The following is a 12,955-nucleotide window of genomic DNA, read 5'->3' as shown; positions in this document are numbered from 1 at the left end:
GGAAAGCATGACCTGCGATTTGCTAAGGTCAGTCGGCTTGTCCTCATAAAAACAACGAAAAGGATATTCAGACATGCGCAAACCGCCCTTCCTGCGTTCCCTGCTCGGCCTGCTGGCCCTGGCCTGCAGCCAGGCCATGGCGGCGCCCTCGCCCTACTCGACGCTCATCGTCTTCGGTGACAGCCTCAGCGATGCCGGCCAGTTCCCCGACCTGGCCGGTGGCACCGCCGCCATGCGCTTCACCAACCGTGACACCGACGGCAACTATGCGCCCGTCTCGCCGATGCTGCTCGGCGGCCGCCTGGGCGTGGCACCGGCCGACCTCAACCCGTCCACCTCGCTGGCTGTCCGCCCCGACGGCAACAACTGGGCGGTCGGCGGCTACACCACCCAGCAGATCCTCGATTCGATCACCGATACCTCGCGGACGGTCATTCCGCCGGGCAACCCTGGGGCCGGCGCCGTACTGCGCGAGCGCCCCGGCTACCTGGCCAGCGGCCTGGGCGCCGACCCGAACGCGCTCTACTACCTGACCGGTGGTGGCAACGATTTCCTCCAGGGCCTGGTCAACAGCCCCGCCGATGCCGCAGCCGCTGGCGCGCGCCTGGCGGCCAGCGCCCAGGCGCTGCAGCAGGGCGGCGCCCGCTACATCATGGTCTGGCTACTGCCCGACCTGGGCCAGACGCCGAACTTCAGCGGTACACCGCAGCAAGGCCCGCTCTCCCAGTTGTCCGGCGTATTCAACCAGTCCTTGGTGGAACAACTGGGCCACGTCGACGCCGAGATCATCCCGCTGAACATCCCCGTCCTGCTCCAGGAGGCCCTCGCCAGCCCGGCGCAGTTCGGCCTTGCGGCCGACCAGGACCTGGTCGGCACCTGCTACAGCGGCGGCAGTTGCGTGGAGAACCCGGTTTACGGCATCAATGGCCCCACACCGGACCCGAGCCGGCTGCTGTTCAACGACTCGGTGCACCCGACCATCGCCGGCCAGCGGCTGATCGCCGACTACGCCTACTCGATCATCGCCGCTCCCTGGGAGCTGACCTTGCTTCCAGAAATGGCCCACGCCAGCCTGCGCGCCCACCAGGACGAACTGCGCAACCAGTGGCAGACACCCTGGCAAGCCGTCGGCCAATGGCAGGCCATTCTCGCCACTGGCGCCCAGGACCTGGACTTCGACGACCAGCGCAGCGCCGCCAGTGGCGACGGGCGCGGCTACAACCTGACCCTCGGCGGCAGCTACCGGCTCGACGAGGCCTGGCGCATCGGCCTGGCCGCAGGCGTCTATCGGCAGAAACTGGAGGCCGGCGAACAGGACTCGGACTACAAGCTCGACAGTTACCTGGCCACGCTGTTCGCCCAGTTCCGCCAGCAGCGCTGGTGGGCGGACGCCGCCTTGACCGCGGGGCACCTGGATTACCACGACCTCGAGCGCACCTTCGCCCTGGGCGTGGGCGAGCGCAGCGAGAAAGGCGACACGGACGGCGAAACCTGGGCACTGTCGGGTCGCCTGGGTTACAACCTAGCGACAGAGGGCAGCGACTGGCAGTTGTCACCGTTCGTCAGCGCCGACTATGCCCGGGTCAAGGTGGATGGCTATGACGAGAAGAGCGGGCGCTCCACTGCGCTGGGCTTCGACGATCAGGACCGTACCTCGCGACGCCTGGGAGTGGGGCTGCAGGGCAGCTACCTATTCGCCCCGGGCACCCGGCTGTTCGCCGAGGTCGCCCGCGAGCATGAGTTCGAGGATGACCGCCAGGACCTGACGATGCGTCTGGCCACCCTGCCAGCCAATGATTTCACACTCACCGGCTATACCCCTCACAGCAACCTGACCCGTGCCAGCCTGGGGCTTACCCATGAACTGACGCCGGGGCTGCACGTGCGTGGCAACTACAACTGGCGCAAGAGCGATGAGCTGACCCAGCAGGGAGTGAGCCTGGCCCTGAGCCTGGACTTTTGAAGCCCCTGGGGTCGCTTTGCGTCCCCAACCGATACAAAAACGGCGCCCACCAGGGGCGCCGTTTCTTCATGCCAGCCATCAGGCCTTGGGCGTCTGCTCCGCCAGGCCCACCGCACGGAACATGGCGCGGCGCTTGTTGATGGTCTCTTCCCACTCCAGCGCCGGCACCGAGTCGGCGACGATACCGCCACCGGCCTGGACATGCAGCTCGCCATCCTTGATCACCGCAGTACGGATAGCAATGGCCGTGTCCATGTTGCCGTTCCAGGCGAAGTAGCCCACCGCCCCCCCATAGACACCGCGCTTGACCGGCTCCAGCTCGTCGATGATCTCCATCGCGCGGATCTTCGGCGCCCCCGACAGGGTGCCAGCCGGCAGGATGGCACGCAGCGCATCCATGGCAGTCAGGCCCTGGCGCAACTGCCCGGTGACGTTGGAGACGATGTGCATCACGTTGGAATAGCGCTCGATCACCATCTTCTCGGTCAGGCGTACGCTGCCCGTCGAGGACACCCGGCCCACGTCGTTGCGCCCCAGGTCGATGAGCATCAGGTGCTCGGCGATTTCCTTCTCGTCGGACAGCAGGTCGTCCTCCAGTGCCCGGTCGGCCTCCTCGGTGACGCCACGCGGGCGGGTGCCGGCGATCGGGCGCACGGTCACCAGGTTGTCTTCGACCCGCACCAGCACCTCGGGCGAACTGCCGACCACATGGAAATCGCCGAAGTTGAAGAAGTACATGTACGGCGTCGGGTTGAAGCAGCGCAGCGCCCGGTACAGGTCGATGGGCGCGGCCTTGAAGTCGATGGACATGCGCTGGGACGGCACCACCTGCATGCAATCCCCGGCCAGGATGTACTCCTTGATGCGGGCCACCGCGTTCTCGTAGTCCTCGCGGGTGTAGCTGGAGCGGAATTCCGGCTCGGCGGCGAGCGGGCCGCTCAGGTCCAGGCCGCGGCGCGGGGTGATCGGCTGGCGCAGCGTGTCCAGCAGGCCCTCGAGCCGTGCCTGCCCCTCTTCGTAGGCCTGCTCCTGAGCCGGGTCGACCAGCACGATCGCGTGCATCTTGCCCGCCAAGTTGTCGAACACCACCACGGCATCGGAGACCATCAACAGGATGTCCGGCACACCCAGCGGATCCGGGTTCGGGCAGGCGCCCAGGCGCTTTTCCACATAACGGACGCAGTCATAGCCGAAGTAGCCGACCAGGCCGCCATTGAAGCGCGGCAAACCCGGAATGTCGGCGACCTTGTAGCGATCCTTGAAGGCCTCGACGAACGCCAGCGGGTCCTCGACGTCATGGCTTTCCACTTCTTCGCCGTCCTGCAAGATGCTCACGTGGTAGCCATGTACCCGCAGCACAGTGCGCGAGGGCAAGCCGATCATCGAGTAGCGCCCCCACTTCTCGCCGCCCTGTACGGACTCGAGCAGGTAGGAGTTGGGTTGGTCGGCGAGCTTCAGGTAGATCGACAGCGGCGTGTCGAAGTCGGCCAGGGTTTCACAGGCCAGGGGAATGCGGTTGTAGCCGGCAGCGGCCAGGCGCAGGAATTCTTCGCGGGTCATGGGTAGCCTCGTGGCAAGCAGCAATGGGGTCGGGCAAGCGGACGGGCCGGCAAGCGCCGGCGGGCGGAAGTCAGGCGCGCCAGCGCCAACGGGCCAGGGCCTTGATGACTTTCATCCAGAATTTGCCGGTAACCGCCACGGTGGACTCTCTGTCTTGTGAGGCTTGAAGGTCCGCCAACGTTATCCCAGTGGCCGGGACTAAGCAACCGGGCAGCAGGGCGCGCAGGTCGTCGATGACCAGGCTGGGGGATTCCTCATCGATGGGCCGCCCATGGTTGTAGCCATAGGTCAGGCCGACGCATTGCACACCCGCCGCCCTGGCCGCCAGCACATCGCTGCGCGAATCGCCGACGAACAGCGACTCGGCGGGGGCGACGCCGGCCATCTTCATGACGAACAGCAAGGCCGCCGGGTCAGGCTTCTTCTGCGCCAGGGTGTCGCCGCCAATGATCCAGCGGAAGTAACGACCGATCTTCATCTGATCGAGCAGCGGGCCGACGAAACGCTCAGGCTTGTTGGTGATCAGCGCCATCTCCACGCCTTGCTTGCGCAGCCAGCGCAGGGTGTCGCGCACCCCGGGGTAGATCACCGTCAGGTCGTGGCTTTCGGCGTAGGCCTCCATGAACAGGGCCAGGCCCTGCTCGGCCAGTGCATCGTCGACGCCTGCGTGATCCAGGCCGCCGGCCAGGGCGCGGCGCACGAGGACCTGGGCACCATTGCCGACCCATTGGCGCACGGCCTCCAGGCCAGCGGGCGGGCGCCCCATCTGGAGCAGCATGCGATCCACGGCGGCAGCCAGGTCGGGGACCGAATCGATCAGGGTGCCATCCAGATCGAACATCACCAGCCTGGGCAGCGTCCCTGGGAACAGCTGCTCGAAGCCGCTCATGGGTGGGCCTGGGCCAGTTCGGCGCGCATGCTGGCGATGACGTCCTGGTAATCCGGCGCATTGAAGATCGCCGAGCCCGCCACGAAGGTGTCGGCACCTGCGGCCGCGATCTCGCGGATATTGCCGACGTTGACGCCGCCATCGATCTCCAGGCGGATGTCACGGCCGCTGGCATCGATCAAGGCGCGCGCCTCGCGCAGCTTGTCGAGGGTGCCGGGGATGAACTTCTGGCCACCGAAGCCTGGGTTGACGCTCATCAGCAGGACCATGTCGACCTTGTCCATCACGTACTTCAGCACGTCCAGGCCGGTGGCCGGGTTGAACACCAGGCCAGCCTTGCAGCCACCGTCGCGGATCAGTTGCAGGGAGCGGTCGATGTGCTGGGAGGCTTCCGGATGGAACGTGATGTAGGTGGCGCCGGCTTCGATGAAGTCGCCGATGATGCGGTCGACCGGGCTGACCATCAGGTGCACGTCGATCGGCGCGGTCACGCCATACTTGCGCAGGGCGCTGCAGACCATCGGGCCGATGGTCAGGTTGGGTACGTAGTGGTTGTCCATCACATCGAAGTGGACGATGTCGGCGCCAGCGGCGAGCACCTTGTCGACGTCCTCGCCCAGGCGGGCGAAATCGGCGGAGAGGATGGAGGGGGCAATAGCGTAGGGCTGCATGGCGCACCTGTTGGCAGAATCACGGTGGCGCGCATTGTAACCCAGGCGAGCGAATCGGGGCTGATTGGCGTCAAGCGGTGCCGATGGCGACACAAAATCATTCGGTTGGCAGCGCTTTGTCATCTTTGGGGCTGCCTTGCAGCCCCAAATACCCCTTGAAAGGGCCGGCACAACCTGCCAATCAGGTCGGCTGCTGGGTTCGCATCTTCTCGCTCCGCCCGCGCAACCACTCCAGGGTCAGCAGCAGAACCACCGAAAAGGCGATCAGCAAGGTCGCCGCCGCGGCAATGGTCGGGCTCAGGTTCTCGCGGATGCCGCTGAACATCTGTCGTGGCAACGTCGCCTGCTCGGGCCCGGCGAGGAACAGGGTCACCACCACCTCGTCGAACGACGTGGCGAAGGCGAACAACGCCCCGGAGATCACCCCGGGCGCGATCAGCGGCAAGGTCACCCGGCGGAAGGCCAACAGCGGCGAGGCTCCCAGGCTGGCCGCCGCCCGCACCAGGTTGTAGTTGAAGCCCTGCAAGGTCGCCGACACGGTGATGATGACGAACGGCACGCCCAGTACCGCATGCACCAGGATCAGCGAGATGAAGCTGTTGCCCAGGCCCAGCGGGGCGAAGAACAGATAGCTGGCCACGCCGATGATCACCACTGGCACCACCATCGGCGAAATCACCAGGGCCATCACCAGCGACTTGCCAGGAAAGTCGCTGCGGGTCAGGCCGATGGCGGCCAGGGTGCCGAACACCATGGCCAGCACGGTGGCCGCCGGGGCGACGATGATGCTGTTCTTCAACGAACGCATCCATTCAGCGGACGAAAAGAAGTCCTCGTACCACTGCAGCGAAAAACCCTGCAGCGGGTAGACCAGGAAACTGCCGCTGTTGAATGACAACGGCACGATCACCAGCACCGGCAATACCAGGAACAGCAGGATCAGGCCGCAGAGGATTCGCAGGCTGTAGAACCAGACCCGCTCCACGGGCGACATGTAAGGGCTCAGCATGGCAAGGCTCCTCAGCTCAGGCGCAGGCGGCTGGCGCCGACCAGCCAGCTATAGATCAGGTACAGCAACACGGTGGCCAGCAGCAGCAACCCGCCCAGCGCGGTGGCCATGCCCCAGTTGATGCTGGTGTTGGTGTAGAAGGCGACGAAGTAGCTGACCATCTGGTCGTTGGGGCTGCCGAGCAGCGCCGGGGTGATGTAGTAGCCGATGGAGATGATGAACACCAGCAGGCAACCGGCGCCGACACCGGCATAGGTCTGCGGGAAGTACACCCGCCAGAAACTGGCGAACGGATGGCAACCCAGGGAGATCGCCGCGCGCATGTAGCTGGGCGAGATGCCCTTCATCACGCTGTACAGCGGCAAGATCATGAACGGCAGGAGGATATGGACCATCGAGATGTACACGCCGGTGCGGTTGAACACCAACTCCAGCGGCTCATCGATGATGCCCACCGCCATCAGCGCACTGTTGATCAGGCCGCCCGACTGCAACAGCACGATCCAGGCCGCCACCCGCACCAGGATCGAGGTCCAGAACGGCAGCAGCACCAGGATCATCAGCAGGTTGCTCTGCCGGGTCGGCAGGTTGGCCAGCAGGTAGGCCAGCGGATAGGCCAGCAGCAGGCAGATCACGGTGATCACCACGCCCATCCACAGGGTGCGGGCGAAGATGTCCAGGTAGATCGCCTGGTCGGGCGTGGCCTTGGCCAGCTCGCCCAGGTCGTCGATGCGGTGGTCCAGTGCGGCCAGCAGGTAGAACGGCGTGACCGTGCTGGTGTTGCGGCGGATCGCCTGCCAATAGGCCGGATCGCCCCAACGCTCGTCGAGCGTCTGCAAGGCATCCTTGTAGGCGCTCGGCTCAGTCTTGAACGGCAGCGCCCTGGCGGTCTTGGCCAGCAGGCTGCGGTAGCCGGCCAGTTCCATGTTCAGGCGCTTGGAAAGGTCGCCCAAGGTCTGGTTGCGACGCGATTCGGCCAGGTCCTGACTGAGCGCCTTGTACACGTCTTCGCCCGGCAGGCCCTTGCCGTCCCACTGCGACACGGCCTCGACGGTACGTGGCAGGCCGGCGACCACCTCCGGGTTGCCGACGCTCTTGTACAGCAGTGCCGCGATCGGCACCAGGAACACCAGCAACAGGAACAGCGCCAGCGGCGCGATCAACGCCTGCGCTTTCCAGCGGTTGACCCGCTCGGCTTGCTTGAGACGCTGCTTGAGGCTTTTACCTGCGCCTTCGTTCAGGGGCACTGCAATGGCCATGGCGAACTCCGAAAAATCTGGGGAACGAGGAGCGCCGGGCCGTTCCCCGGCGCTCCTTCGGTGCGGCTTACTTCCTCGCCGCCCAAGCGTTGAAGCGTTGTTCCAGCTGCTCGCTGTTGTCGGCCCAGAAGGCCACGTCGATCTGCACCTGGTTGGCGATGTTCTCAGGCGTGGTCGGCATGTCCTTCTTCACCTCGTCCGAGAGCAGGCTGACCGCCTTGGCGTTGGCCGGGCCATAGGCGATGTTCTCGGAGTAGATCTTCTGCTGCTCGGGCTGCACGCTGAAGGCGATGAACTTCTTCGCTTCGTCGGTATCCTTGGCGCCCCTCGGAATGGCCCAGGCGTCGAAGTCGTAGATACCGCCGTTCCACACCACCTTGAGGTTGCTCTCCTTCTGCACCGCGGCGATGCGGCCGTTGTAGGCCGAGCTCATGACCACGTCACCCGAGGCCAGGTACTGGGGCGGCTGGGCACCGGCCTCCCACCACTGGATGCTCGGCTTGATCTCGTCGAGCTTCTTGAAGGCACGGTCCTGGCCTTCCTTGGTGGCCAGCACCTTGTACACATCCTTCGGCGCCACACCGTCGGCCATCAGGGCGAACTCCAGGGTGTACTTGGCCCCCTTGCGCAGGCCGCGCTTGCCCGGGAACTGCTTGGTGTCCCAGAAATCAGCCCAGCTGGTGGGCGCGGTCTTGAGCTTGTCGGCGTTGTAGGCCAGCACGGTGGACCAGACGAAGAAGCCCACGCCACAGGGTTGGATGGCGCCAGGCACGTAGTCGGCCTCATCGCCGAACAGGGCTGGGTCGAGCTCCTCGAACATGCCCTCGTCGCAACCACGGGCCAGCTCTGGCGACTCCACCTCCACCAGGTTCCAGGACACGCTCTTGGTGTCGACCATGGCCTTGACCTTGGCCATTTCGCCGTTGTACTCACCGGCGATGATCTTGCCCTTGCCCGCCTTCTCCCATGGCTCGTAGAACGCCTTGACCTGGGCGGCCTTGTTCGCACCGCCGAAAGACACCACGGTCAGGTCGGCGGCCAGGGCCTGGCCGGCGGCGAACAGGCCAAGGGCCAGGGCGGTCAGTTTCAACTGCTTGCGCATTATTATTCTCTCCACAGTACAGGGTTGGTGAAGCAAACCATCAGTGGGCTTCGGCAATCGGATCGAGCGCGCGGGCGTGCTCCACCTCCCAGCCAAGCGGTACCACATCGCCCACGGCCAGGGCCGGGTCAAGCTCGGCAATCGGCTGCTTCACGAAGAAGTCGGCCTTGCCGCAGACTTCCAGGCGCACCCGCACGTGGTCGCCCAGGTAGATGAACTCGGCCACCCGGCCGGAGAAACGGTTGACGCAGCGCTCGCTGTGGCCGTTGAGGCGCACCCGCTCCGGGCGGATCGACAGGGTCACCGGCTCGCCCGCCGCCCCCACGTTCACCGCCAGCGCCTCGACCCGCTCGCCGCGGGGCAGCTGCACCTGACAGCGGTCGCCATCGTGCGACAGCAAGGTGCCGTTGAGGCGGTTGTTCTCGCCGATGAAGTTGGCGACGAAGGTGTTGCGCGGCTCTTCATAGAGGGTGCGCGGGTCGGCGATCTGCTGGATCTCGCCCTGGTGGAACACCGCCACCCGGTCGGACATGGTCAGCGCCTCGCCCTGGTCGTGGGTCACGTAGACCACGGTCACGCCCAGGCGCTGGTGGATGTGCTTGATCTCCATCTGCATGTGCTCGCGCAACTGCTTGTCGAGCGCGCCGAGCGGCTCGTCCATCAGCACCAGCTGCGGCTCGAACACCAGGGCGCGGGCCAGGGCCACCCGCTGCTGCTGGCCACCGGAGAGCTGGCCCGGGTAGCGCTTGGCGAAGGCATCGAGCTGGACCATGGCCAGTACCCGCTTGACCCGCTCGCTGATGTCGGTCTTGCTCAGGTTGCGCACGCTCAAGGGGAAGGCCAGGTTCTCTTCCACGGTCATGTGCGGGAACAGCGCGTAGTTCTGGAACACCATGCCGATGTCGCGTTTGTGCGGCGGCACGTTGTTGATCGAACGCCCGGCCAGCTGGATCTCGCCGGCGGTGGGGGTCTCGAAGCCGGCCAGCATCATCAGGCTGGTGGTCTTGCCCGAGCCGGACGGGCCGAGCAAGGTGAGGAACTCGCCCTTGCGGATGTCCAGGTTGAGGTCCTTGACGATCAGCGATTCGCCGTCGTAGCTCTTCTGTACACCCCGGAAAGCTACCAGCGTCTCGCCACCGGCAGCGTTCGAATTCACCTCGCTCATGCCTGCACCTTCTTCTTGGAATGACTGCGTGAGCCAAGACTAGAGAAGCGGCAAGCCCCCGGAAATCGGGGGTGCTGAGAGAATGCCATCATCCGGATGGAAGATTTGCTGTAGGGATTGCCCTACAAGCGTGACGGTTTCAGACATTCCAGCGGCCCGCCCCCATAGGGCTTGCGCCAACCGAAGGTGCTCTGCGCCGCAGCCCAGCCCCAATCGAAGGCCGGGCTTGCTCGCACAGGCCGGGAGCCCCCCGGGCTCACCCCATGTCGCAAACGGGACACTCACACCAGCTTGTGCTCCATGGCGTACTTCACCAGTTCCGCCAGTGAGTTGACCTTGAGCTTCTGCATCAGGCGCGCCTTGTGGGTGCTGATGGTCTTGCTGGAGAGCGCCAGTTGCTGGGCGATGTCGTTGACGTTGGCGCCCTGGGCCAGGCGCTCGAACACCGAGAACTCACGCTCCGAGAGCAGGGTATGCAGGGGTCGGGTCTCGGTCAGGCCGACCTCGAAGACCATGCGGTCGGCCAGTGCCGGGTCGATGTAGCGCCCACCGCCTGCCACGCGGCGGATGGCCGTCAGCAGCAGGGCCGGATCACTGTCCTTGGTGGCGTAGCCAGCGGCGCCAGCCTTCAGGGCACGAGCGGCCATCTGCGCCTCGTCGTGCATCGACAGCACCAGGATTGCCGGCGGATTGCCCTGCGCCCGGATCCGCGCAATCGCCTCCAGGCCGTTCACCCCCGGCATGGAGATATCCAGCAACACCACCTCGCAGGGCGTATGGCGCAGGGTCTCGAGCAATTGCTCACCGTTGCCGGCCTCCCCCACCACCTGCATGTCCTTGGCCAGGCCGATCAACTGCTTGATGCCCTCGCGGACGATGGTGTGGTCTTCGGCCACCAGCACTCGAATCACGGTCGCTCTCCTAATCCAATGGTATGGCCACGCTCAGGCTGCTGCCCTCGCCCGGCTCGCTGTCCAGGGTCATGCTGCCGCCCAGCATCAGCACCCGCTCGCGTACGCCCACCAGGCCGAACGACGCCGGCCGGGACTGGTCGGTGCGAAACCCCACGCCATCATCGATGACGGTCATCCGCAGCGAGCCGTTTTCGCGCGCCAGCTCGATCTGCACGGTATGCGCCTGGGCATGGCGCATGACGTTGGTCAGCGCCTCCTGCAGGATGCGAAACAGCCCGGTGGCCTTGGCATCGCTCAATGGTGGCAGATTCTCCGGCACCTGTACCAGGCAGGGGATCTGCGTGCGTGCCTCGAAACGCCGGGCCTGCCATTCGACGGCCGAGGCAATGCCCGCATCGAGAATCGGCGGACGCAAGGCGCTCGCCACATCGCGCACCAGCTGGAACAACTGGGCGATCAGGCGTTTCATGCTGGCCAGGCGTTCGTTCAGGCCTGGGTCGAGTTCGGCGTAGGCCAGTTCGCACATGGAGACTTCGAGCTTGAGCACCGTGAGCATCTGCCCCAGTTCGTCATGCACCTCCCGGGCGATACGCGCCTTCTCTTCCTCGCGCACGCTTTCCAGGTGCGCCGACAGCTCGCGCAACTGTTCCTGCGAGCGCGCCAGAGCATGCTCGACCCGCTTGCTCTGGGTAATGTCCCAGACAATGCCATCCCACACCACTCGGCCATCGGGCAGGCGTCGGGTACTGGCCTTGATGTCGGCCCAGCGCTCCTCGCCCTGGCGCGTGAGGATGCGCCCTTGCCAGGACCAGTCCTGGTCGCTGGCCAGGGCCAAGTCCTGGACGCGATGGTAGTCGACGCGGTCCTGCGGGTGGACCAGATTGCGCAACCCCATGTCGGGGTGCTGGATGTCGGCGGGCGCGTAGCCGACCAACGCCTCGCTGCCTTCGCTGATGTAGGGGAACTCCAGGTCGCCCTCGGCGGGGTCGCGCTCCAGGCGGAACACCAGCCCCGGCACGTTGCCGGCGATCCCCTTGAGCCGCGCCTCGCTCTCGCGCAGAGCAGCCAGGGCGCGGCGGCGCTCGGTGACATCGGTGATGAACACCACCAGGTATTCGGCATCACGAAAGCGCAGGAAACTCAGCGACAGGTCCACCGGCAGCAGGTTGCCATCGGCACGCAGGCAATGGGTCTCGAACTGTTCGACGCCACCCTCGCCGGTGCGCACGCGCCTCCACAGCTCCAGCCAGCGGTCCATGTGCAAGGCCGGCTCGAAGTCGATCAGCGGCCGCTCCAGCAGCTCGCCCTCGCCACAGCCGAGCATGCGTTCGGCGGCATGGTTGGCGTAGCGGATATGGCTGTCCCAGTTGACCCAGAGGATACCCACGGTGCTCTGGTCGATGGAGAACTGGCTCAGGCGCAGCGCCTCTTCGCGCATCTGCCGTTCGGCCAGGTTTTCCCGTGCCGCCAGCAGATTGCGCTCCAGCTGACGCTGCTGGCGGCGCTGCCAGACCAGCGTGGCCATGGCACAGAGCAACAACAGACCGAACAGTAGGGCGAGGTTCTGCCAAAAACCAGTGGTCTCGCTCAGGCGCGGGTACTTGGGTTGCAGCCAGCGCTGGTGCAGCTGCTCCAACTCCTTGGCCGGCATGGCCTGCAGGCCGCGTTCCAGGACATCGGCCAGCAAGGGCCAGTCGCGCCGCGAGCCGACCCGCAGCAACTGTGGCAGGCCAATGTCGCCGACCACCGCCAGGTCACCGAACTCTCCCTCCCGGGACAGCCGGCTGAGCTGGGCTTCGTCGAGCACTGCGTAGCTTGCCTGCGCCCCCAACACCAGCTGCAAGGCCTCGCGCTCATCGGGAACGCCTTGCAGGTTCAGGTTGCCATAGTTGCTTCGCAGGTAATCGGCCAGGGCACTGGGCATGCGCACCGCGACCCGGTCATTGGCACCCAGTTTCTCCAACTCGACCGCCACCGCGCCGGTGCGGGCACCGACCACCAGCTGTGGTATGCGCATGTAGGGGTCGCTGAACAGCCACAGGCGCAGGCTGGCCGGCGTTTGCATCAGCCCTGGCGCGAAATCGATCTCGCCGGCCTGCAAGGCATGCTCGAGGGCCGCCTGATCGCTGAAGTTGCGCCAGGTGAGGTCCAGCCGGAGTGCCCTCGCCAGCCAGTTCACCAACTCGACGTTGGCGCCATACAACTGCTGCAGGCGGCGATCGAACTGGGCATAGGGCGCCTGCAGCACCACACCGACCCGCAGGCTGCGGTGGTCGTCCAGCCATTGCTGCTGGGCCGGCTCCAGCACCACCGACGGCGCAGGCTCAGGCCTGGCCAAGGCGATCAAGGGCAGCCACAAACAGCCGATAACCAACAGGCGACGCACTCGCTTCATCTATACGCTCGTCTTGGCAAGGACGGCC

General features: G+C 65.7%; 10 protein-coding genes. 1 reads left to right on the top strand and 9 read right to left on the bottom strand.

Annotation, left to right across the window (positions count from 1 at the left end; all coding sequences use genetic code 11):
- Positions 1-73 precede the first annotated feature (73 nt).
- On the top strand, positions 74-1,963 hold the full coding sequence (estP, locus tag NJF35_RS15755) for an esterase EstP (protein ID WP_225786419.1): 1,890 nt from the start codon (positions 74-76) through the stop codon (positions 1,961-1,963).
- 78 nt (positions 1,964-2,041) lie between these two features.
- On the opposite strand, the gene trpE is transcribed toward estP, so the two are convergent.
- The 9 genes from trpE to NJF35_RS15710 form a co-directional block, all read right to left on the bottom strand.
- The gene (gene trpE / locus NJF35_RS15750) at positions 2,042-3,523 is read right to left on the bottom strand and encodes an anthranilate synthase component I (RefSeq protein WP_225786420.1); all 1,482 of its coding nucleotides are present in this window, start codon (positions 3,521-3,523) and stop codon (positions 2,042-2,044) included.
- A 70-nt stretch (positions 3,524-3,593) separates the two neighbouring features.
- Positions 3,594-4,412: a phosphoglycolate phosphatase gene (locus tag NJF35_RS15745; RefSeq protein ID WP_225786421.1), complete on the bottom strand. Its 819-nt coding sequence runs from the start codon at positions 4,410-4,412 to the stop codon at positions 3,594-3,596.
- A complete protein-coding gene (rpe, locus tag NJF35_RS15740; protein WP_225786422.1) occupies positions 4,409-5,083 on the bottom strand; it encodes a ribulose-phosphate 3-epimerase in 675 nt (224 codons plus the stop codon). Before rpe ends, NJF35_RS15745 begins: the two co-directional genes overlap by 4 nt.
- A 181-nt stretch (positions 5,084-5,264) precedes the next feature.
- Complete coding sequence (locus NJF35_RS15735; protein WP_225786423.1) at positions 5,265-6,092, bottom strand: ABC transporter permease; 828 nt, start codon at positions 6,090-6,092, stop codon at positions 5,265-5,267.
- An 11-nt stretch (positions 6,093-6,103) separates the two neighbouring features.
- Positions 6,104-7,351 carry an ABC transporter permease gene (locus NJF35_RS15730; RefSeq protein WP_253091245.1) on the bottom strand — a complete coding sequence of 416 codons (1,248 nt, stop codon included), beginning with the start codon at positions 7,349-7,351 and terminating at the stop codon, positions 6,104-6,106.
- A 67-nt stretch (positions 7,352-7,418) separates the two neighbouring features.
- The gene (locus tag NJF35_RS15725; RefSeq protein ID WP_225786425.1) at positions 7,419-8,453 is read right to left on the bottom strand and encodes an ABC transporter substrate-binding protein; all 1,035 of its coding nucleotides are present in this window, start codon (positions 8,451-8,453) and stop codon (positions 7,419-7,421) included.
- Between the two features lie 40 nt (positions 8,454-8,493).
- The gene (locus tag NJF35_RS15720; protein WP_225786426.1) at positions 8,494-9,618 is read right to left on the bottom strand and encodes an ABC transporter ATP-binding protein; all 1,125 of its coding nucleotides are present in this window, start codon (positions 9,616-9,618) and stop codon (positions 8,494-8,496) included.
- A 281-nt stretch (positions 9,619-9,899) separates the two neighbouring features.
- Positions 9,900-10,529 (bottom strand): response regulator transcription factor, encoded by a 630-nt coding sequence (locus NJF35_RS15715; RefSeq protein WP_225786427.1) that lies wholly within the window; start codon positions 10,527-10,529, stop codon positions 9,900-9,902.
- A gap of 10 nt (positions 10,530-10,539) precedes the next feature.
- The gene (locus NJF35_RS15710; RefSeq protein ID WP_253091244.1) at positions 10,540-12,927 is read right to left on the bottom strand and encodes a PAS domain S-box protein; all 2,388 of its coding nucleotides are present in this window, start codon (positions 12,925-12,927) and stop codon (positions 10,540-10,542) included.
- Positions 12,928-12,955 lie beyond the last annotated feature (28 nt).

The organism is Pseudomonas guariconensis, from assembly GCF_024127895.1.
Taxonomy (GTDB): domain Bacteria; phylum Pseudomonadota; class Gammaproteobacteria; order Pseudomonadales; family Pseudomonadaceae; genus Aquipseudomonas; species Aquipseudomonas guariconensis_B.
This window is presented reverse-complemented; position numbering and strand designations above follow the sequence as displayed.

Bases quoted from the DNA above. Each gene is read 5' to 3' on its own strand.
- NJF35_RS15725 (WP_225786425.1), bottom strand. From the start codon at position 8,453: ATGCGCAAGCAGTTGAAACTGACCGCCCTGGCCCTTGGCCTGTTCGCC.
- NJF35_RS15720 (WP_225786426.1), bottom strand. From the start codon at position 9,618: ATGAGCGAGGTGAATTCGAACGCTGCCGGTGGCGAGACGCTGGTAGCT.
- estP (WP_225786419.1), top strand. From the start codon at position 74: ATGCGCAAACCGCCCTTCCTGCGTTCCCTGCTCGGCCTGCTGGCCCTG.
- rpe (WP_225786422.1), bottom strand. From the start codon at position 5,083: ATGCAGCCCTACGCTATTGCCCCCTCCATCCTCTCCGCCGATTTCGCC.
- trpE (WP_225786420.1), bottom strand. From the start codon at position 3,523: ATGACCCGCGAAGAATTCCTGCGCCTGGCCGCTGCCGGCTACAACCGC.
- NJF35_RS15710 (WP_253091244.1), bottom strand. From the start codon at position 12,927: ATGAAGCGAGTGCGTCGCCTGTTGGTTATCGGCTGTTTGTGGCTGCCC.
- NJF35_RS15735 (WP_225786423.1), bottom strand. From the start codon at position 6,092: ATGCTGAGCCCTTACATGTCGCCCGTGGAGCGGGTCTGGTTCTACAGC.
- NJF35_RS15730 (WP_253091245.1), bottom strand. From the start codon at position 7,351: ATGGCCATTGCAGTGCCCCTGAACGAAGGCGCAGGTAAAAGCCTCAAG.
- NJF35_RS15745 (WP_225786421.1), bottom strand. From the start codon at position 4,412: ATGAGCGGCTTCGAGCAGCTGTTCCCAGGGACGCTGCCCAGGCTGGTG.